This is a genomic window from Mesorhizobium sp. M7A.F.Ca.US.014.04.1.1, assembly GCF_003998745.1.
Classification (GTDB): Bacteria; Pseudomonadota; Alphaproteobacteria; order Rhizobiales; family Rhizobiaceae; genus Mesorhizobium; species Mesorhizobium ciceri.
Genome location: NZ_RZRW01000002.1, coordinates 1 through 20,146 on the forward strand (window position 1 = coordinate 1; position 20,146 = coordinate 20,146).

General features: G+C 56.4%; 15 protein-coding genes and 3 pseudogenes. 16 read left to right on the forward strand and 2 right to left on the reverse strand.

Annotation, left to right across the window (positions count from 1 at the left end):
* The 7 genes and pseudogenes from EOA22_RS00230 to EOA22_RS38505 form a co-directional block, all read left to right on the forward strand.
* Window positions 1-244, forward strand: a 244-nt coding sequence (locus tag EOA22_RS00230; RefSeq protein WP_127313226.1) for an exopolysaccharide production repressor protein, incomplete at its 5' end; no start/stop codon positions are given.
* 236 nt (window positions 245-480) lie between these two features.
* Window positions 481-1,494, forward strand: a complete 1,014-nt coding sequence (locus tag EOA22_RS00235; protein WP_024505903.1) for a 1-aminocyclopropane-1-carboxylate deaminase — start codon at window positions 481-483, stop codon at window positions 1,492-1,494.
* Window positions 1,495-2,093: 599 nt separating this feature from the next.
* Window positions 2,094-3,251: a TlpA disulfide reductase family protein gene (locus tag EOA22_RS00240; RefSeq protein WP_063170386.1), complete on the forward strand. Its 1,158-nt coding sequence runs from the start codon at window positions 2,094-2,096 to the stop codon at window positions 3,249-3,251.
* 324 nt (window positions 3,252-3,575) lie between these two features.
* Window positions 3,576-4,012: pseudogene (locus EOA22_RS00245) on the forward strand (DUF269 domain-containing protein).
* 91 nt (window positions 4,013-4,103) lie between these two features.
* Window positions 4,104-4,262, forward strand: coding sequence for a CCE_0567 family metalloprotein (locus tag EOA22_RS00250; RefSeq protein WP_224571204.1), 159 nt, complete (start codon window positions 4,104-4,106; stop codon window positions 4,260-4,262).
* A pseudogene (gene fdxB, locus EOA22_RS00255) lies at window positions 4,259-4,574 on the forward strand (ferredoxin III, nif-specific). Before EOA22_RS00250 ends, fdxB begins: the two are co-directional and overlap by 4 nt.
* 79 nt (window positions 4,575-4,653) lie before the next feature.
* Window positions 4,654-4,776: an exopolysaccharide production repressor protein gene (locus EOA22_RS38505; RefSeq protein WP_245478570.1), complete on the forward strand. Its 123-nt coding sequence runs from the start codon at window positions 4,654-4,656 to the stop codon at window positions 4,774-4,776.
* A gap of 597 nt (window positions 4,777-5,373) precedes the next feature.
* On the opposite strand, the gene EOA22_RS00265 is transcribed toward EOA22_RS38505, so the two are convergent.
* Window positions 5,374-7,176 carry an ABC transporter ATP-binding protein gene (locus EOA22_RS00265; protein WP_063169366.1) on the reverse strand — a complete coding sequence of 601 codons (1,803 nt, stop codon included), beginning with the start codon at window positions 7,174-7,176 and terminating at the stop codon, window positions 5,374-5,376.
* On the opposite strand from EOA22_RS00265, the gene EOA22_RS37565 reads away from it, so the two are divergent.
* Complete coding sequence (locus tag EOA22_RS37565) at window positions 7,156-7,458, forward strand: hypothetical protein (protein ID WP_127262113.1); 303 nt, start codon at window positions 7,156-7,158, stop codon at window positions 7,456-7,458. The genes EOA22_RS00265 and EOA22_RS37565 overlap by 21 nt on opposite strands.
* A gap of 354 nt (window positions 7,459-7,812) precedes the next feature.
* Entirely contained in the window at window positions 7,813-8,559 is a 747-nt protein-coding gene (locus EOA22_RS00270; protein ID WP_127389811.1) for a LuxR family transcriptional regulator, read from the forward strand.
* A 16-nt stretch (window positions 8,560-8,575) separates the two neighbouring features.
* On the opposite strand, the pseudogene EOA22_RS00275 reads toward EOA22_RS00270, so the two are convergent.
* Window positions 8,576-8,811: pseudogene (locus EOA22_RS00275) on the reverse strand (transposase); the annotation flags it as partial.
* Window positions 8,812-9,530: 719 nt separating this feature from the next.
* On the opposite strand from EOA22_RS00275, the gene EOA22_RS00280 reads away from it, so the two are divergent.
* From EOA22_RS00280 to EOA22_RS00310, 7 genes are all read left to right on the forward strand, one after another.
* Window positions 9,531-10,247: an SPASM domain-containing protein gene (locus EOA22_RS00280; protein ID WP_224571099.1), complete on the forward strand. Its 717-nt coding sequence runs from the start codon at window positions 9,531-9,533 to the stop codon at window positions 10,245-10,247.
* Between the two features lie 1,064 nt (window positions 10,248-11,311).
* Complete coding sequence (gene ectB / locus EOA22_RS00285) at window positions 11,312-12,568, forward strand: diaminobutyrate--2-oxoglutarate transaminase (RefSeq protein ID WP_063169362.1); 1,257 nt, start codon at window positions 11,312-11,314, stop codon at window positions 12,566-12,568.
* The gene (locus EOA22_RS00290; RefSeq protein ID WP_063169361.1) at window positions 12,561-13,400 is read left to right on the forward strand and encodes a hypothetical protein; all 840 of its coding nucleotides are present in this window, start codon (window positions 12,561-12,563) and stop codon (window positions 13,398-13,400) included. Before ectB (EOA22_RS00285) ends, EOA22_RS00290 begins: the two co-directional genes overlap by 8 nt.
* A gap of 166 nt (window positions 13,401-13,566) precedes the next feature.
* Window positions 13,567-14,868: a diaminobutyrate--2-oxoglutarate transaminase gene (gene ectB / locus EOA22_RS00295; protein WP_063169360.1), complete on the forward strand. Its 1,302-nt coding sequence runs from the start codon at window positions 13,567-13,569 to the stop codon at window positions 14,866-14,868.
* Between the two features lie 463 nt (window positions 14,869-15,331).
* On the forward strand, window positions 15,332-17,161 hold the full coding sequence (locus EOA22_RS00300) for an IucA/IucC family siderophore biosynthesis protein (RefSeq protein ID WP_063169359.1): 1,830 nt from the start codon (window positions 15,332-15,334) through the stop codon (window positions 17,159-17,161).
* 390 nt (window positions 17,162-17,551) lie between these two features.
* Window positions 17,552-18,118 (forward strand): GNAT family N-acetyltransferase, encoded by a 567-nt coding sequence (locus tag EOA22_RS00305; protein WP_158515808.1) that lies wholly within the window; start codon window positions 17,552-17,554, stop codon window positions 18,116-18,118.
* 282 nt (window positions 18,119-18,400) lie between these two features.
* Window positions 18,401-20,131: a GMC family oxidoreductase N-terminal domain-containing protein gene (locus EOA22_RS00310; protein ID WP_245478571.1), complete on the forward strand. Its 1,731-nt coding sequence runs from the start codon at window positions 18,401-18,403 to the stop codon at window positions 20,129-20,131.
* Window positions 20,132-20,146: the final 15 nt, after the last annotated feature.

Consider the following 20,146-nt stretch of genomic DNA (forward strand, 5'->3'; position numbering starts at 1 on the left):
CACTTCATCTTTTTGTCGGCTCGTGGGGCTGGTCCTGTGCAGCAATGCGTCGATGGTTTACTTCGCTTTGGATTCGCTCCGTGTGGCAGTCGTCACGACGCTGGCCTGTTCGCTGCTGCTTCAGGCCGGCTACTTCGGCCGCGTGCTCTTTCTGATCTGGCAGTCCTCTAGCCGCGCTCGTGGAACTCGCCACAGGGGCCAGCATGCCGATGGTTACAGGAAAGCTCGGGTACCAGTCGTCTGACTCTGATCAACTGCGGAATGCAATTTTCAGCTGTGTCCCGGCTTGGTCGAATGCCCAGCATGTGCTGCTGCTTTGATGCGCGGATGACAGGATCAGTGCTCAGACCCACACCAATTTTGGTCACCCTCTGATGACTGAGCTGATCGTATAGGGAATCTGTGTTCGGCTAACACGCGACCATACCCCTGGGCTGACCGGTGCGTAGCAGGTTCAGGTACTTTTTTGCTGGAGATAGCATGCTGGAAAAATTCGAACGTTATCCGCTCACCTTTGGACCCACGCCGATCGAGAGGCTCGACCGCCTCGGCAAGCATCTGGGCGACAAGGTGGAAATCTACGTCAAACGCGAGGACTGCAACTCCGGTCTCGCGTTCGGCGGAAACAAGCTGCGCAAGCTCGAATACATTGTGCCCGACGCGATCGCGTCAGATGCCGATACGCTCGTCACAATCGGTGGCGTGCAGTCCAACCATACGCGCATGGTCGCTGCGGTCGCCGCCAAGATCGGCATGAAATGCCTCCTGGTCCAGGAGAGCTGGGTCCCACATGATGATGCTGTCTACGACCGGGTCGGCAATATCCTCTTGAGCCGCATCATGGGGGCAGAGGTGCGCCTGGTTGACGAGGGCTTTGACATCGGCATCCGCCGCAGCTGGGAAAAGGCACTTTATGAAGTCAAGGCAAGGGGCGGCAGGCCATATGCGATACCTGCCGGCGCCTCTGTCCACAAATACGGCGGCCTGGGCTATGTGGGGTTCGCTGAGGAGGTGCGTGCCCAGGAAGAGCAGCTTGGGTTTGCCTTCGACTATATCGTCGTCTGTACGGTGACTGGTTCAACCCACGGCGGCATGCTCGTCGGGTTCGCCAAGGATGGTCGACAGCGCAACGTGATCGGTATCGATGCCTCCGCCATGCCCGCCAAGACCAAGGCGCAGGTGCTTGGCATCGCCCAAAATACAGCGAAGCTCGTCCACCTCGGAGCGGAAATTGTCGAGGCAGACGTGGTGTTGTTCATGGACTACGCGTACCCGGGTTATGGCGTTCCATCGGAGGAAACCAAAGAGGCAATCCGTTTGTGCGCGCGGCTCGAGGGCATGATTACGGACCCCGTTTACGAGGGCAAATCGATGCAAGGGATGATCGACCTCGTCCAGAGGGGCTTCTTTCCACAGGGATCGAGGGTCCTCTACGCACATCTAGGCGGCGCACCGGCGATCAACGGGTACGGCTACACCTTTCGCAACGGCTGACGTTCGGCAGTCTGCGATTCCGCGGTCGCGCTCGAACGTGGGTAGGTAGCGTCGTTCGAGCGCTTGGCTGGAGAAGTGGAGGCAGCGACGGGCATCCACTAATTGGTACCATTACGTGCTGTCGGTGCTCAACGCCACGCGCATTGAGCGCATGCCGCCGTTGGCAACCGCGAGGCGAATTTTGACTCCGGGGCAAGAATCCACACGCGGCGGTGGCGGCACGAGGACCAAGCCGGCGAGTTCGCGCTTTCGAACTGGCGCCAAACTGCCACTGCTCGAGGGCCGAGGCCAGTCTAATCACAGGCGAGCCGTCCAAGCTCTCAAGAGTGATAGGGCGAAACCCGACAGCGGCAGAAGACATGTCGGGTTCACGACAATCGGCCGCATTTGGCCTCGTGGAGAATTTCAAAGCATTTCCCGCCGCTTACCGGAGCTGAGGGAATTGGCACCTCCGTTGCAGCTTGATGTGCGGCAACACGGTGAGAGCTTCGCTGAAGCAAGCCAGAGGGAGCGATGCCCTCGAGACCGTGTCCGATTTTGACTGGAAAATATTCCGCGACAAAAGAGACGAAAGGTGTGGAATGACTTTGGACACCAAGATGGAACTGCGTATGGGGTCCCCGGCTCCTGCGATCAAAGTGGAGAACTGGCTGCGTGGCGAGCCCCTCACGAACTTTCGGCCCGGCAAGGTCTACCTCGTTGAGTTTTGGGCGACTTGGTGCGGACCATGTGTCGACGCCATGCCCCATTTGATCGAACTGCAGGAGAAATATGAAGGCAGCGGATTTGAGGCGGTCGGAGTTGCCGCCTGCGAACAGGGTCCTACCGCAGACGAGGCGCGGACCAACGTGGATGCCTGGCTGACCGAGGAGTTCCCGAATCTGAATTATCGTATCGGGTTCGATTACATTGGCGAAATGAACAAGCTCTGGATGGATCCCAGCTCTTCGATTGGGATTCCCACCTCGTTCGTGGTCGACCGCGACGGCCACATCGCTTTTATCGGCCACCCGGCGGAACTCGATGACGTTTTGCCGAAAGTCCTTAACGGCAGCTGGCGCAGCAGCTATGAAGCGAAAGCCGCCGATGCAAAGCGCATCGCGCATAACCAACTTGCAGCGCGCGAAATGTCGCTTACCGGGCCGATATACGCCAAACTTGAGCCGGCGATGCAGGCCGAGGATTGGACGGCGGCGCTCTTGGCCATCGAAGAAGGCCTCGCCTTGATGCCAGACTCTTGTGAGTTCCGGCAGATTCATGCGGATCTTCTGCTTCACAAGCTGCGCGACATCAAGACCGGCATGCCGGTCATGCGAGAATTGGTCGAGGACGCGATCGACAAAACGTCCGACGCGGTGTCGTGGATGGCCTTGGCCCTCAACCAACTCTTCGATCCCACGATGGACAATTCCCATCTTCCGCGCGCGGAGCGCTTTGCGATGGGCAACGAGCTCTCGGAACAGATACTGGCACTCAATCCCCCGAACGGCGATGGCCCGTTTAAATACCTCCGGTACCTCCCGGTAGCTCAGTATTATTACGAGAGCGGCAACAAAGATCGCGCAATCGAGTTGATCGAGGTGGCACTGAAATCGGTGGACCGGCTGGGGCCAATTCCGGACCACACCAAACAGTACTATCTTACCCCATTGCTCGAAGCACTGGCCAACTACACGGGTGAGCCTGCCTGTCACGCGGATCTTTGTGTGGCTCCGCAAAAGAAGGCACCCGAAACTCAAAACGAAGTCACTTCCTGAGCAAGAATCGCGAAGGGACTGACAATTGGAATTGAACACTGGCCAATCCGCCCATCGAAGCTCTCTTCGCAGCAAGTATGTCGATGCAGCAGGGCGGCGGCTTGCGGAAGGTTGGATTTCAATTGCGTTGACCACCGGTCGGATCGCGGCGCAGACGATGTGCGCCGCGAATTCGCGCCGCAGGTCTCGCACTCGTGGACATGTCGAGGTCGGCCACGGGGCACTCTTGGGGTTGGCCCGCCCAAGCCATTCGTCGGCCACGCAAGCGGACCCGGAGTGGGCATCGCAGGAAAAGGAAATCGTACCTCGAAGACGAAGACTGAAATGACGAACAACGAAATTCCTCCGGTTGGCCCTGCTGTCAACAATGACGACGAGGCCCTTGCTTCCCCGTTCGTCAAATGCCTCCTGCGGCTCATTCGTACTCAGGATTCCTTCGGCTTATGGGAAGGCCATTCGGATGCCGAGCTGCTGGCCGAGTTCATCATCACCAAGCAACAGCAACGTGCGGTACCCTTTGGCGGCGATCCCGATCCTGACGCGCTGTGGAGGCTCGACATGTTTACACCGCCGTAGCGCTTGCGATCGAGGAGCGCTCCGGCGTGTCGACGTCGCCGACAATAGAAATGAAACCCGTGGGGGCTTCCGGCGGTTGGGCGTTCTGTCGAGACGTCCACCGGTTCGGCTTCGAGACTTTCCGCAAACTTGCTGAGGCCGGTACGAAACTGGTCGACGATGCGACTGCAGCCATTGAAGCCTAGCCCGAGATGGAGCGCATCAACGAAACCATTGTTCCAGGAAGGATCTATGTCAGACCTAGATAGGATGAGGAAAAAAGTCTGAAAGCTCCAGTTGCGTGCAGCTATTGCCAAGATGGCATTGCAGGACCTCGTCGAGGGTCTGCCGGGCAAGTGGGCCGACATACAGGAAGTCGCCGAGAAAACCCAAGCCGTTTATGCCGAGTTGGATGTTGCCAAGAGAGAACTCGCTTCAATGAAGAATTTAGGATGATGCGCACATTCACCACCCGTGACGGCTCCATTTGGATGCCGTCGTACCTGACCTCCATCGATAGCAAACCTGCATCGGCTGCTGCCGTTGTTTCAAGGTCTGCTCGCGCGATGTCATGCATCTTCACGGCGTTGATGATGCGGGTGAAATCCTCGCCCCTGCGATGACGAGGACGACGATTTCGACGGCAAGCTCAATCGCATGATCATGGTTGTCGATGATGCCGGCCGCTGCATAGGCTGCGGAGCCTGCGGCCGCGTCTGCCCCAAGAACTGCCAGACGCATGTTGCGGCCGACGAGCTCGCAACATGATCTGGCGAAAACCAGGGGAGCGGCGTGCACTTCATCTTTTTGTCGGCTCGTGGGGCTGGTCCTGTGCAGCAATGCGTCGATGGTTTACTTCGCTTTGGATTCGCTCCGTGTGGCAGTCGTCACGACGCTGGCCTGTTCGCTGCTGCTTCAGGCCTGCTATTTCGGCTGCGTGCTCTTTTTCGCGGACGTCGATGATCTGTAGAACTGTTCATTCGCTCCGCAGAGGGCCGGCGAATCCAATCTCTTCCTAAGCCCGTTGGCCGTAATCGAAAGACACGGGGCCGGCGAGTTCGTGCTCAGCTGCCACTGTGCTAGCAAGGGAACGGAATCCAATCCCGGAGCAGATGGCCAGAGTTGAGCGAAGACTGCGGTCGGAGCTCCTGCGCTTCCGGGTCTCCAAGGGGACGACTTTGCGAACCGAAGGGACTTTGAACCGTTGACGTGGCCAGCGTGCGGTAGGTTGGGCCAGCGACAGGGATCCCGGCCGGCCGGGAAGCACCGCCCTCTCAATGTGCGTTGACTTCGCTTCCTTTGGCGAAATGTGGGTAACGGCGAGGGCCGCACTCTTCCCGGGCCGTCGACATTCCCGCCCTTTTGGTGCGTGCGCCGTTAGGCGCGACAATTCGGTGCCCGCGTGTAACTGCGCGCATTCGCCGAAGCTTAGACGTGGTGCATTCCCGCTCGCCCGTTTGGCGGACAGTTCCGGCCGTGCTGGTTTTGCCGCCTAACGCCCGCCGCTCGTCACTGCCACACCCCTCTCCGGCAACGGCTCGGCGCATCGCGCAAGCCGGTTTAGCGATCAGGCCAGGCCCTTCGCGAGTTCCAACGCCTGCCGTTCGAAGAGGCGGCGGTAAATGCCACCATCGAGATTGATCAGGGCGGCATGATCGCCGTCCTCCATGATGCGGCCACGGTCGAAGACGAGCAGCCGATCGAGCGAGCGGACCGTCGACAGCCGGTGTGCGATGACGAGTGTGGTTCGGCCCACCATCAACCGATCCACCGCTTGTTGAATGAGCACCTCGGATTCCGAATCGAGGCTCGATGTGGCCTCGTCCAGAATAAGGATCGGCGCGTTCGCGAGGAAGGCGCGCGCGATCGCCACGCGCTGGCGCTCGCCGCCGGAGAGCTTCAAACCCCTTTCGCCGACCAATGTCCCATAGCCCTTCGGCAGGGGCGCGATGAATTCGTGGGCACTTGCCAGTCGTGCCGCTTGCTCGATCTCGGCCTGGCTCGCGCCAGGCCGGCCATAGGCGATGTTCTCGGCAAGCGACCTGTGAAACAGGATCGGCTCCTGCTGCACGATCGCGATCTGCGAACGAAGGGACTCTTGGGTCACCTCCGAGACGTCCTGACCGTCTATCAGGATCCGGCCGCCGCTCAGGTCGTAGAGTCTCTGGATCAGCTTCACGAATGTTGTCTTGCCGGAACCGGAGGGTCCAACCAACCCAACCCTTTCGCCAGCTTCAATCGACAGCGAACATTCGCTATAGAGCGGCAGGGGATGGTTGGCGTAGCGGAAGTGGACGTTCTCGAAATCGATACGGCCGTTCGTGATCCGGATCGGCTTGGCCTCTGGACGATCGGCAACATCCACCTGCTGATTGTGGATGGCCACCAGTTCTTCCATATCATTAACCGAGTGCTGCACGTTGCGGACATGCATGCCGGCATCACGCAGATAGCCCTGCAGGACGATGAAGGACGTGAGAACATATGCTATCTCGCCCGGCGTTGCCTGTCCATGCGACCACAGAAGCAGGGCATATCCGACCACCGCCACCCTGAGCGCAACCAAAGTTACGCCTTGGGTTGAGCCGATGATCGTTCCGCGCACCCAGCTCCGGCGCGCGCGGTGCCGCCATTTCGTCATGATATTTGCAAGCCGCTCGTCTTCGCGAACCTCTGCGCCGAAGCCCTTGACCACAGCGTTGCAACTGACCGCGTCCGCAAGCGCGCCGCTGAGCCTTGTGTCCCATCGGTTGGCAAGGCTCGCCGCTGGCGCGACATAGCCGAGCGACAGCGAAATCGAAAACGCAAGGTAGACGAGAGAGCCGCAAGCAAAGATCACGCCCATGACCGGCCAGTGCCAGCCGAGCAGCACCGTCGAGCCGATCAAGATGACAAACGACGGGAGCAGCGTGACGAGTATCGTGCTGTTGAGGAGGTCGAGCGCCCACATGCCGCGCGTTATCTTGCGCACTGTCGAGCCGGCGAAGCTGTTTGCATGCCAGTCTGTCGAAAAGCGCTGCACATGATGGAACGCTTCGGTCGCGACGTCGGAAATCATTTTCAACACCAGGTCGCTCAGGCCAATGAAGGCGACGTGGCGCATGGCAATGCCACCGAGTGCCAATGCAATCGGTACAGAGAATGCTGCAACAGCTGAATCCGAAGCTGGTGCTGCCGCATTAGCAGCACGAGAAACAGCGTCGATGAGTCGGCCAGAATAGAGCGGCATCAACACGTCAGCCAGCGTGGAGGCGAGCATCGCGGTCATGATGATCGCGAGCCGGGCCGGCTGCCTGTTCCAGAGGCGAACAGTGAAGGCGAAAACGTCGCGACAAGTGGCGCCGCGCCCATGGACGGGGAAACGTCTCATAGTTTCCAAGCGGGCGCATCAACACGCTCGGTCCCAAAGACGATAAAAGACAAAACTGGAATTTCGACCTCCCCCATAACAGCATCAATTTTGGCGGGCAGCTCTTGCCGCCTCACGACGGTGAGTTCAAAAGTCGTGCCAACTGAGCGGGAACATCCGAAGGACAAATTCAGCAGGTTACCGAGCCTGGAGAAAGTCAGCCGCCATCCAGTCGATACGATTGCTACGGCTGCTCAACTCGGGAGATTGGAAAAGAAGGTCGATGTATCGATTGAATTTTGAGCTTGTTCTTGCCTCGATCAAATAAGTACAGTTGCAATGCAGCTTTCTCAGGCCCGGCACTTAGGTGCTGATTTCAAAAGCGCGCCGCGAATACTTTCCTGCCCATATTCCGTCAATCGAATGCTCGACTGTCGGATTGTGCGCTCCCCGACACAGTGCTGTCGGTTCGCCTCCTGGGTACCTCCCCCGTCGATTGACGACCTGAAGGAGAAGCTTCGCTCGCAAGCTGGCACGACTCTTGAGGGTACTCCAGGTGGCGGAAGGAACTCCGGCTCGAGTCCCGTTGACTTCGGATGTTGCGAGGCTGGGTTGGAGCAAACTGTGCACCAATGAGAACGCAATGAAGGAGACATCATGGAACTCCGGCGGATTGCGGTGGAGTTAGACCTATTCCTCAAGATGACTGATGATGTCGCTCAATCCGAACAGTTGTTCGAACTGTTGTCTGCGTTTGCGCTGAATTTCGATTGCCCGTGGATTGCCTATGGGCCGCTCGCATCAGAGAGGGCTTTCAAGCCGAACCGGGAGGGTTCTGTGGTGATGTGGAATTATCCTGCTGAATGGCAGGAGCGCTACTCGAGAATGGGCTATGCCAAAATAGACCCCCTCATCAAGAAAGGTCGAAAGGAGGCGGGACCCTTTCGATGGAGCGAGGTGTATACTGATGAAAACATAACTGAAGATGGACGCCGCGTCTTGGACGAAGCAGCAACATTCGGCTTGAGGTCAGGCGTTACCGTCCCATTACATGGCCCTGGTGGCAGCTTTAGGTTTGTGAGTTTTGCTCAATCCTCGGACTGCGAATTGCAGAATAGAGCGATCACCTACCTGCAAATGGCCGCGCTGCGGTTTCATCGGATGGTTACGAAGTTCGACACTACGACTGCGTCGGAACGAGCTCATAACCTGTCTCCGAGAGAAATAGAGTGCATTGATTTGGTGTCACAAGGAAAATCATCTTGGGAAATAGGAACTATTTTAGGCAGATCACGAAATACGATAGATTTCCATTTAAAAAATGTAATGCGGAAGTTGGATGCGACCAGCAGAACGGTAGCTGTTGTAAAAGCTTTGAACCTTGGGATTACCCAACCGCCGTAGGTGCGCAGCTAGTTCTCCGCCCGTAGTAGCGCGCGTGATAGCCGAGACGCTCCGGCGTGCGCTCGCTCTTCGAAGCACCCAGCGCCTCGTCCATCTCGGCCTCGAGCACCTCCTGCATCACGGCGCGAATCACCTCGTGCAATCCATCCGGCTTCGAAAGCAAAATGTCGTTGACGCTGCTACGGCGGATTTATCTTCAGGCTTGGTCCTGGTGGCGATGCTGAGTTCGCTTCGCTGAGATTGGGCGGTCATGACAGGGTGGTGTTCAATGTCACCGATTCCTGGAAGAAATTACCATCCGTATTAAGCGACTGACGATGAGTGATGTGTGTCCAAAATCTGACAGCTGTCAGAAAACATTTCGGGTTCAATACAGCGGAGCGTCTTAGCCCTGTCGGGCTTTTCGAAGCCTATCTCGCAGTAACTGCGCGCCAGGCGCACTAGCTCGGCCTTTGCTGGTCGATGTGCGGCAATATAGTGTGAGGGCTGACCCGCATGAGAACACGGAACTCGCTCGATGAAGGATGATCGACGGCATCCAGAAAGCTTCTCTCCGGCGGGTTCGAGGGTGCTGCGCGCGCATCTCGGCGACGGGCCAGCGACCAACGGTTGAGGCTACATCTCCGGAGCGAGTGATGCCTCGAAAGATGCAATGCTGTCTCTGGTCCGACGCGCTGGAAGTTTGTGAAGGGTCGGCCCGGCAAATCGGTGAACCGGGCGGCTTAGGCTGCCAAAAAGGGTAGATGTCTGCGTTGCCTCGGTAGATCAGCAGGCGGTATCAGAAAGCCAAAGGCACACGCACACCATCGTGGCGCTTCGCAGGAAGTAGATGGGAGTAATCACCAGTGATTTTACCGGAACTTCGCTCAGCAAACACAGCCGGCAGGGTTTTGGAGATAACGACGACCACGGGATGCGTCGTAGGATGTTCATATTGTCCCCAGGACAAGTTCGCGGTCCGGCAAAGAAAAGTGTCTCATGCGAGTCATCTGGATCTTGAAGATTTCAAGCGGTGTCTGGCCCGCGTACCGACTTCCGTCGACATTGGTTTTGCGGGATACTCCGAACCTTGGCTCAATCCGGACTGTACCGAAATGGTGGAGCACGCCTTCGCCAAAGGCCATGGCATCAGGATTTTTACGACGCTGGTGGGAATGAACGGGCAGGACCTGCAGCGATTGCAAGCCTTGCGCTTGGGCGTATTCGTGGTCCATGTTTTCGATGACGGCACCTACATGAACAGCCGCCTGGTCGGAGACAAGTATCGCGATCTGGTTCGTCAACTCGTCGACGCGGACATCCCCTTGATCCGATTCGTGGCCTTGGGCGAGCCCCACCCAGATATAGCCGACATTATTCCTACCGAAGCCCTGATAAAAGCGCGGCCGGTGAGCAGTAGGGGTGGAAGCGTCGACCCTAAGATCGTTGCACCACGTCAGCCAGTGGTCGGAGCCCTAACCTGCGTGGACGCACGACAGTATCGGAATGTTCTTCTTCCAAACGGCGACGTTACCCTGTGCTCTATGGATTTTGAACGGCGTCACGTATTGGGCAACCTTCTATATGAGGGTTACTCCGCTCTGTTTGAAAAGCCAGTTTTTCGCGAAATCGTCGACCGCATGAATGGAGCAGATGGTTTTCTGCTTTGCAGGATGTGTGAATTCGCCGACCCAAACGACCGGACCTGAGTGCATGCCGGCCGAGAGGGCGTGCCTGGCAGTGCGGATGGCCCCACGACAGATGCACCTGCCCGCGACGCCATCGTGTTTTCACGTTACGCCAGTATGTTCCTGTAGGCGCGGCAGTGGGCCTCGAGCATTTCGGAGACGAGCTCATCGAAAGGTCTTCGCCTTCCAACCGAGCTTGTCGGCCTGCCTAGCTTGAGGTAACGCCGATCACAGGTCAACCATCGGTCGGATGGAAACAGTGTTAGTCGATCCCGATCAGAGCTTGATTGCTTACTCACGGCTCACCTCGTCAACGCCTTCACCCTCCCGGACGATCTCCTTTTCGACTCGCCTGAAGGCAGCAGCCCAGCTGCGGCCGGGGATGGTTGCCGTCGCGGTAGTGGACGTTCTCGAAACCGATGCGGCCCTTCGCCAGCGCGTCTCCCGGTTGCTTCCGCCTGGCCTACGAACGGGCTTTCCGTCAAGGGGGTCCACGGCGGCCCCGCCCTCTTGATCCGGCGGCTCGGGCCAGTCATCGCGCAAGAGATCGGAATCCGCATTCTTCTCAAAGAGAGCGTGGCTTTCGCTGTGTCATCGGTCATCAAATAGTTTCTTGAATCAGGTTGGTGTCCGCAGCCCGAGGTTGAACGGCGAATATTGATGACCGCCGCGAAGCCGCTCGCTCGCTACGGCGCTATTGAGGAGCGCGCTCGCGAGCGGCTTCGCTACCGCCGAGCGACACAACCTCTGGCGACGCGACCCTGCTGATCTCCTTGGACTCATTCATTTGTCCGGAGCGCTATGGGCAGCGAAGGGTGGGTACGTCAACTACCTGATGCCATAGTAGCGATGCTTTCGCGGAAGCTTTAGAAGCCATCCTGTTGCAGCACATTCGAAAGCATCCGAATGGAGGGCAACGCAACCCAACAATATTTGATGAGGATGCCGGCATCACCAGACCAAACCCAGACCAAACAAAGCTGCCTCCGGCATTCTGCTTCAACGTTAAGCGACGAACATCTGCCGCAAACCACTAGCCATTAAACAGCTCTCTTCTTTGAAAGACTATGTGCAGAGGACTTGATATGGACACCGACGCTTTCACGGCTCATGAATCTAACGTTCGTCGTTATTGCCGGGCGTTCCCCACCGTCTTTACGAAGGCCCTTGGGGCGACGATCTGGGACGAGACGGGTAAGCCCTTTATCGATTTCCTGGTGGGTTCCGGCGCACTCAACTACGGGCACAACAATCCGGATATTATGGCGCCAGCGATTGAATATCTCGTCGGTGAGAACATTCTTCTGTCGCTTGATATGCATACGGCGGCAAAGCGTGACTTCATTGAAGGGTTCGTCGATTGGATCCTGAAACCCAGAGGCCTTTCGTACAAGATTCAGTTTCCCGGGCCGACCGGCACGAACGCCAACGAAGCGGCGCTGGCGCTGGCGCGAAAATACACCGGCCGCTCGAGCGTCATGGCCTTTACGAATGCGTTCCACGGCATGTCGCTCGGCTCTCTAGCGGTGTCGGGCTCGGCCTCAACCAGGGAACTGGGAGGCGTCGCTCGCCACGATGTGATCCGTGTTCCCTATGACGGCTATCCGAGCCAAGCTTTCGATTCCGCCAGTTACATCGACAGCGTTTTGAGCGACCCGGGGAGCGGCATAGAAAAGCCTGCCGCAATCATTCTGGAGACCATCCAGGCCGAAGGCGGCATGAACGCCGCATCCGCAGCTTGGCTCACGGAAATTCAGCGCATTTGCCGTACGCACGGCATTGTTTTTATCGTCGACGATATTCAGGCGGGTGCGGGCCGAACTGGCGATTTCTTCTCATTCGAGTCCGCGAAAATCGAACCGGATATTGTGTGTCTTTCCAAGTCCCTAAGCGGTTCAGGTAGTCCGTTGTCCATCGTTCTGATTCGACCCGACTTGGACATATGGAAGCCCGGAGAACATAGCGGGACCTTCAGAGGCAACAATTTCGCCTTCGTGACGGCAGGAGCCATGTGCAAGATGTGGTCGGATAGGAAATTTACTGCAGGTGTCGAGCGGACAGCCGTCAGGCTGCAAACGCACCTCGATCGCCTGGTTGCGAAATTTCCAAGATACATCGAACAGAAGCGCGGCCGCGGTCTGATGGCCGGCCTGAAATGCCGTTCACCGGCAGTTGTCGGCCGCGTGCACGATGTCGCATTCGAAAATGGCCTTCTTATCGAATCCTCGGGGCCAAATCGCGACGTTATCAAAGTCCTCCCACCGATAACCATCACCGATGCCGAACTCGATCGTGGCATCACCATCCTTGAACACGCACTACAGGAGCAAGACAATGCCTAGTCAGATATCTCAAGTGCCAGCCATCTCGCCGGTTTCGATCAAAGAACGGACCGGGTCGATCAACACGGCGGAGATCATCTCGGTCCTGAAAGGTGAGCTCACCGCTCTGCACATCAAGCAAGCTTTCAGCACCGAAGTAGCCGAGGAGATCACTACGAACTTTATTGGAAGCTCTGGTCTCAGAGAGCGTAAAGATGGTGTGCCCGGACAATATGTCGGCGCATCTCACTACAGGAAGGATGCAGCCACCTATTTCGCAGACGCCGAAAACGCGCGGCCGTACGTCGATGCCCTTTTTAAGAATTTGGTTGACCCGGTTCGAGCAGTATTCAGGGCGTTGAAGCGAGAGCTTCACAACCAGGGAATCGAATTGCGGCTAGCCCGTTCCGAACACGGCCAGGCCAATGTTTGTCGCGGCCTCAGTTGGTCGGGCACAGGCACATTTTCCTTGGATCCCCACGACGACGTCGCTCAAGTCTTACGTGCTGGCGATGATTACGAGCTTTCTGCGGTGGCGCACAATACGGTCGCAGCGCTCAACCTCTATCCCAGCATGCCTGAGGAAGGCGGCAATCTGAAGCTCTGGAGCCACAAGCCGACGGTTGCGGACCGGATATCGCAAGGTGTGGAGACCACTGGATATCCCTATTCGGCAGCCTATCTGGAAGCCGTCCCTTGCCGCGAGTTCGAGCTCAAAACCGGGGATATCGCCCTAATCGATGGCGGCTTCGTTCACGGGGTTACCGGTCAATTAGGCGACGGAAAGCGTCGCCTAGTGCTGAATTGCTTTTTCGGATTTGCGCGGCCTGATCTTGTTCTCTGGTGGACGTGACGTTGGACCTCGCAGCGATCGACTGGCTTGGGCCGTGAGTTGGCGTGGCCAGGCGTGTGACTGCTCATGCTGCCGTCATACAAGCCGAACCTCGAACCGATTGAAATGGCCTTCGCCAGACAGTTTGGGCTGATGCCTTTGCAGGCTACAATTCAGGACTCGCCCTATGAAGAAGCAGTTTACTCCTACAAACGATGTAAGCCTCGCGATCTTTGATCGTCTTGAGTCTGAGGTGCGGAGCTACGTCCGTGCGTTCCCAGTTCTGTTCGATCGAGGCGTCGGCACTGCCCTCATAGCTACAGACGGTCGGGAATACATCGACTTCTTGGGAGGCGCGGGAGCCTTGAATTACGGGCACAACAACCCAGCCTTCACGCGGGCGTTGTTGGACTACATTGCGCGCGACGGAATTGTGCACGGGCTCGACCTTGCTACGACCGCCAAGAAGGCCTTCATCGAAGCTTTTGAGCAGTTTATTTTGAAGCCCCGCGGTCTGTCTTATAAATTGCAATTTACTGGCCCCACAGGTACGAACGCGGTCGAGGCGGCTCTGAAGCTAGCTCGCCAAGTGACCGGCAGGTCAAACATCGTTTCGTTTACGAACTCGTTTCACGGAGTCAGCGCTGGGGCGTTGGCGGCAACCGGAAACACGAAGTTCCGAGATGCTGTCGGCTTTCCCCTCGCGCACGTGACATCGTTGCCGTACGAGGGCTATCTCGGCGCTTCAGACACGATCGAGTATTTCGAGAAGCTTCTCGATGATCCTAGCAGTGGTCTCGGCAAACCCGCTGCGGTGATCCTAGAAGCAGTGCAGGGCGAAGGCGGTGTCAATGCTGCTACCGTTGAATGGCTGCAACGGCTGCGTGATCTGACCTCTCGGCACGAGATCCTGATGATCCTCGATGATATTCAGGCTGGTGTCGGTCGCACAGGGAAATTCTTCAGTTTCGAGGCGGCTGAGATCGTGCCGGACATCGTTACCCTGTCAAAGTCGTTGTCTGCAATTGGAACGCCTATGGCCCTTGTCCTCATGAAGCCTGAACTTGATGTCTGGACGCCGGGTGCGCACACCGGCACGTTCAGGGGCAACAACTATGCTTTCGTCACTGCTCGTGCGGCCCTTGAGACTTACTGGTCCGACTCCAAGTTTGAAGATGAGATTGCTCGCAAATCAGCCATCTTGGCTCAAGAACTCAAGTCGATCGCAGACGACTTCCCCAGCCTTGCTCTGAATGTCCGAGGCCGCGGCTTGATGTATGGACTCGTATCACCAAAGCACCACTCATTGCCGGGGCTCATTTCCCGGGAAGCTTTTCGTCGCGGCTTGGTGATCGAGATCGCTGGCTCGTATGGTGAGGTGCTCAAGTTCATGACAGCCCTTACCATAACCGAGGCTGAACTGCGCCGTGGTCTGTCGATCGTACGCGACAGCATTGGCGCGGTGCAGGACAGCATTTCAGCGGAGTAGGCATTCACTCAGTCCCCCCTACCCAGTCTGGGCTTATCAAGCAAAGGAAATTCCGCTTTAGACGTATGCGATTGTATGGAGACGGACAGCAAAAATGGACACTCGGAGAGCTCAAACAATGGACACCGACCGCTTGACGTGATCGAACGACAGTACGGCATGTGCAAATCAATACACACTTCTTGCTCGTTGCAAGATGAAGGACGACGTCCAGGGCCGGTGAAACCGGTATTCTAATATATTATATAAGTAAGATGGTAATATTGCTGGTTTATCACGAGCGAAGACGAACGGTACACAACACATTAGAAATTAACTTGTATAAGAGGTCCGGTATTTCTTATCCTTTCTGATGAAAAATAGAACGGATTTTGTGCGACGTCGAAGTTTGGCGAGACGAGTGTAAGGCGCGTTCGCGAACCTTACACCGTTACGTTCTGAAGGAGTTGAGATCGTGAGTGATATGACAGCCCGAGACGATGAGATAAGCCTAGCCGAACGCGTAACGCAGCATTTGAAACCGCATTTATGGGCAAAGGCCAACCGGCTCCTTATCCGTAAAGCAATCAGCGAATTTGCACACGAGTTGCTAATTGCTCCTCGACTCCAGCGAATGGAAGGCGACTGGGGGAAGTATGTGCTGGAAAGCGAGACCCCTGGGTTGGAGTATTGGTTCCAGGCTCGGCGCCTCCTGCTAGATCACTGGCAAGTGGACGCCGGCTCTCTGGAGAAAAGGATTGAGGGCAGGCCGGCCCCCCTGGATGCGCTTGATTTTGTTATTGAGTTCAGCCGCCATCTTGGCATAAAGGAAGAGATGATGCCGGTTTACCTGCAGGAGATCAGCAGCACGCTGTATGGCAGCGCGTACAAGCAGGCCAAAACAGAGATATCCGCCGCAGAACTGGCTTTTGCCGATTACCAGATCGTTGAGGCTGGCATGACGGAGGGCCACCCGACCTTTATCGCGAATAACGGTCGCATTGGCTTTGACGCGCTCGACTATAGTCGCTATGCGCCGGAGGTGGGCAGTTCGATAAGACTCATATGGCTGGCCGTCCATAAAGAAATGGCAACGTTTAAGTCCATTTCAACGCTCGACTACGACCTTCTCATGCACGAGGAACTCGGTCGACAGGCGCTGGAACAGTTCGACGCAGCGTTGCGTCAAAAGGGACTAAACTCGACCGATTACATCTATATGCCAGCGCATCCTTGGCAATGGTTCAATCGGCTCTCAACTATCTTCGCGGCGGATATCGCCAACCGGCACATTGTCTGCCTAGGCCAGGGGAAGGACATATATCATGCCCAGCAATCGATCCGCACACTTTTCAATATAAGCGATCCGCATAAACGGTACGTGAAAACGGCGCTGTCGATACTTAACATGGGGTTTATGCGCGGCTTGTCACCGACACACATGCTGGCGACGCCCGCCATCAACGAATGGTTGAAGAATTTGCTCGACAGTGACTCCTATTTAGCCGCCAACGGCTTCAGCATCCTTCGCGAGGTCGCGACGATTGGCTATCGCAATCGTTGTTTCAACACCGCCCTCAAGAAGGACTCCCCTTACAAGCAGATGCTTTCTGCGCTGTGGAGGGAAAGCCCCCTTCGGCAGTTGAAAGAAGGGGAACGTCTGATGACAATGGCGTCGCTGCTTCATGTCGATTACAATGGTGAAGCACTCGTGACAGCCCTCATCAATGCCTCGGGGTTAGACGCCGCCGCTTGGCTACGCCGCTATTTTGAATCTTATCTGGCGCCGCTTCTCCACTGCTTTTATGCTTACGATCTAGCGTTTATGGCACATGGAGAAAATATAATTCTAGTTATGAAAGATCACGCTCCGACGCGAGTTATCATGAAAGACATTGGCGAGGAGCTTCGTATTCTAGGCGGAGATCTCAACGTGCCGGAGGAGATTAAGAGGATCTGCATTCAAGTAAATCGCGACATGAAGCACGACTTCATTTTCACCGACGTTTTCGACTGCTTCTTTCGTTACTTGGCTGTAACACTCGAAGAACATCTTGATTTTCCGTCGACACACTTCTGGCAGCTCGTAAGCGAGTCCATCCTTGGCTACCAGACGAAACATCCGGAATATGACGAAAAATACAGGCAGCATGACCTATTCGCTCCAGAATTTCTGCGACGATGTATGAATCGACTGCAGATACAAAAAAACCAGCAAATGGTGGACTTCGGTGATCCGGGAGAATACCTGCACACCGTCGGCACGCTGAAGAACCCACTGGCGGGCATTCGCAAAGTGACCAGTGCAGGTTAAGCTTGAAGGAGGCGCGTATTTTAAATGAACAATGTAGTTAGCCGGTTTTGGGCCAATACCATACCCCCCCCTTGGGGTAAGCAACCCCTTGCGTAAACGCCGCCGCAGCATGTTGCGCGTATCAGGCGCCCGCTCACCAGCGCGTCGCCTGCTTCCATTCTGAAAGGAGGCGCCTAATTTTTTTATCGCCTTCGGGCCGGCTTTCCAGGTGCCGTCAACACTGACACGGTTAGGCGCCCAAAGCTTGATTTGTGTAGACCTCGCTACCTTAAGCATAAACCTCGTCGAACGCCTTCAATCAAGCACTGCGGCCTTGACGCTCATGCTAGGAGATCATGGCCGCGTTGGAGGTAAGTGCGGCTCTAACTTATGGCTAGAAGGGAGCTTCTCATGTACATTCTAGAAACGCCGCGCCTAATCCTAAGGCCACCGTCGCATAGCGACGAGCTTCTTCTACATGAGCTTCATAGCGATCCATTTGTGGTAAATGCCATGTGGGATGGAGTCTATCCGACCCGAGAGCAATCGAAAGCTAAACTACAACAGTTCATCCATCATTGGCAGAGCAATGGTTTCGGCTTATGGATGGTGTTCGTAAAAGGCGAAGGCCAAGTCGGAAAATTCGCAGGCTACTGTGGATTGATGTACAGTGGCCCGTATCTGCCCGAAGATCCCACTAATGTGGAAACCGTATCGTGCCTCCACCTTGCGTCTTCCGGTAAGGGGATCGCCGCAGAGGCCGGCAGGGCAGCGATCCAGTTTGCTTTCGAGAACCTAACGCTCGAGAAGGTCACTTCATTCATTCGCCCAACGAACACGCGTTCGCTTCGGAAAGCACCGAAAGTAGGCCTTCGCTATGTAAGAGACCGGGTCTACAATAACGTAGTTATGCGATATTTTGAAGTGACAGTCTTGACTGCTGTAAAAATCGAAAAAGTCGTCGTTATCTCTTGTTAGTATCATTGTTTCTCGGAAGACGGTGATGCAAGAAACCGTAGGCGAGCGCTGCTCTCGCCCTACGAACTTGCAATCATTCACACCGACGCACCGGCGTGTCCGGAGATGCATGTGCCCTGGAATTGAGAGCTTGTCGGTTCAGAGATAGTTCAGATGGGTCGCTCGGTCTCGCTTCGGGCATGCCCTCGACCGATTTGGCGATCAAATCGCTCCGTTACAGACGGCATGATGTGGAGCTGCCGCGCCGTAAGTGACCATATCTCAGGCGGTAGGAGGAGCGCTTTGCTGAAGAAGCCCATCACACTTGGTACCTTGATGGGGAGTTGCGTGGTTTTCGATTATATCGTCGTGGGTGGTGGCTCCTCTGGATGCGTGATGGCGAGCAGGCTCTCCGCCTATGGCGCTCGCGTGCTGCTCATTGAAGCTGGCCCTGATACGCCGCCGAATGCCATTCCTGACGACATCCAGGATGGCGACCCAACGCGTGCTTACCTTAATCCCGGTTATCGATGGCAGTCACTCCACGCGACAACGGTGCGAGGTGGCCGCAAGCCTGTCCATTACGAACAGGCGCGCGTCATGGGTGGCGGCTCCAGCATCAATGCCCAAGTCGCCAACCGCGGCGGGCCCGGAGATTACGATGAGTGGGCCTCAAGCGGTGCAACGGGCTGGGGTTGGGAAGACGTGCTGCCCTACTTCCGTCGTCTAGAATGCGATTTGGATTTCGGCGGGGAATTTCATGGCACGAACGGCCCCTTGCCAATCAAACGTGTGCGCCAATCAGACTGGTCGGGCTTCATCCGGGCAATCTCCGATGCTTACGATGCTTTGGGGCTTCATTTCAGGCCAGACTTCAATGGTGCATTCGGTTATGGCTATTCAGTTGTCCCATTGACCAACCGCAATGGTCATCGGGTCTCCTCCGCGATGGCGTACTTACCCGAAACCGTCCGCTCTCGCCGCAATCTAACGATTTTATCCGAAACGACAGTTGCGCGGCTGACCTTTTTGGGAACAACGGTAACGGGGGTCGAGACGGAGAACAAATCGGGCGTGCAATCGTATAGCGCTTCTTGCGTTATCCTGTGCGCAGGAGCACTCCATTCACCCGCCATATTGATGCGCTCCGGGATCGGCCCCGCGAAGGAATTAGTACAATTCGGAATCCCTATCGTTGCAGATTTGAAAGGTGTGGGCCAGAATCTTCAGGAACACCCCACGATTTGCGTTTCGGCCTATTTGAAGCCGGCCGATCGCTTGTCACCCGGCGTGAGCGAATATATTCAGATGCACGCCCGCTACTCGTCGGGTTACGAAGGCTGCCCGTCGACCGATATGGCAATATCGACTGTTGCCAAATCATCCTGGCACCCGCTGGGGAGGCGCCTCGGCACTCTCGCCGTGTGGGTCAATCGCAGCTACTCGACGGGAACTGTGGCGCTCAAGGGTAGTTCGCATAAAATAGAGCCGGAGGTCGATTTCAACTGGTTGAGCGACAAGCGGGACGCCGAGCGCCTCAAGCAGGGCTTTCGCTTCATAGTCCGCCTGCTGCAGCAAGATTCGCTGTCCTCTGTGGCGCTGGACCCGTTTCCGTCAGCGTTGAATGCGCGAGCGAAGCTGGTGAGCAAGGTCACAAGCACAAACTATGCACTCACGTCATTTCTGGCGCTGCTCATGGACGCGTCGCCGCGGCTGCGCCGTGGGCTGATTAGGCGCGTCATAACGGATGGGGATAGCATTTCCGATCTCGTCAACGACGAGAAACATCTGGATCGGTATATTCGCCAGAACGTCATCCCAAGTTGGCATCCGACGTCGACCTGCAGGATGGGGGCAGCCGCGGATCCTGGCGCTGTGACCGATCCGTCGGGACGCGTTCATGGTATTTTGGGTTTGAGGATCGCCGACGCTTCCGTCATGCCATTTTGCCCTCGGGCGAACACAAACATTCCGACGATTATGGTGGCTGAGAAATTGGCCGACACAACCTTGAGAGACGGCAGACGGAGCTAAATCGCTGCCTGCTTT

Coding starts and splice junctions, on each gene's coding strand:
- EOA22_RS00235 (WP_024505903.1), top strand. CDS start 481: ATGCTGGAAAAATTCGAACGTTATCCGCTCACCTTTGGACCCACGCCG.
- EOA22_RS00240 (WP_063170386.1), top strand. CDS start 2,094: ATGGAACTGCGTATGGGGTCCCCGGCTCCTGCGATCAAAGTGGAGAAC.
- EOA22_RS38505 (WP_245478570.1), top strand. CDS start 4,654: ATGGTTTACTTCGCTTTGGATTCGCTCCGTGTGGCAGTCGTCACGACG.
- EOA22_RS37565 (WP_127262113.1), top strand. CDS start 7,156: ATGGACGGGGAAACGTCTCATAGTTTCCAAGCGGGCGCATCAACACGC.
- EOA22_RS00265 (WP_063169366.1), bottom strand. CDS start 7,176: ATGAGACGTTTCCCCGTCCATGGGCGCGGCGCCACTTGTCGCGACGTT.
- EOA22_RS00270 (WP_127389811.1), top strand. CDS start 7,813: ATGGAACTCCGGCGGATTGCGGTGGAGTTAGACCTATTCCTCAAGATG.
- ectB (WP_063169362.1), top strand. CDS start 11,312: ATGGACACCGACGCTTTCACGGCTCATGAATCTAACGTTCGTCGTTAT.
- EOA22_RS00290 (WP_063169361.1), top strand. CDS start 12,561: ATGCCTAGTCAGATATCTCAAGTGCCAGCCATCTCGCCGGTTTCGATC.
- ectB (WP_063169360.1), top strand. CDS start 13,567: ATGAAGAAGCAGTTTACTCCTACAAACGATGTAAGCCTCGCGATCTTT.
- EOA22_RS00300 (WP_063169359.1), top strand. CDS start 15,332: ATGACAGCCCGAGACGATGAGATAAGCCTAGCCGAACGCGTAACGCAG.
- EOA22_RS00305 (WP_158515808.1), top strand. CDS start 17,552: ATGTACATTCTAGAAACGCCGCGCCTAATCCTAAGGCCACCGTCGCAT.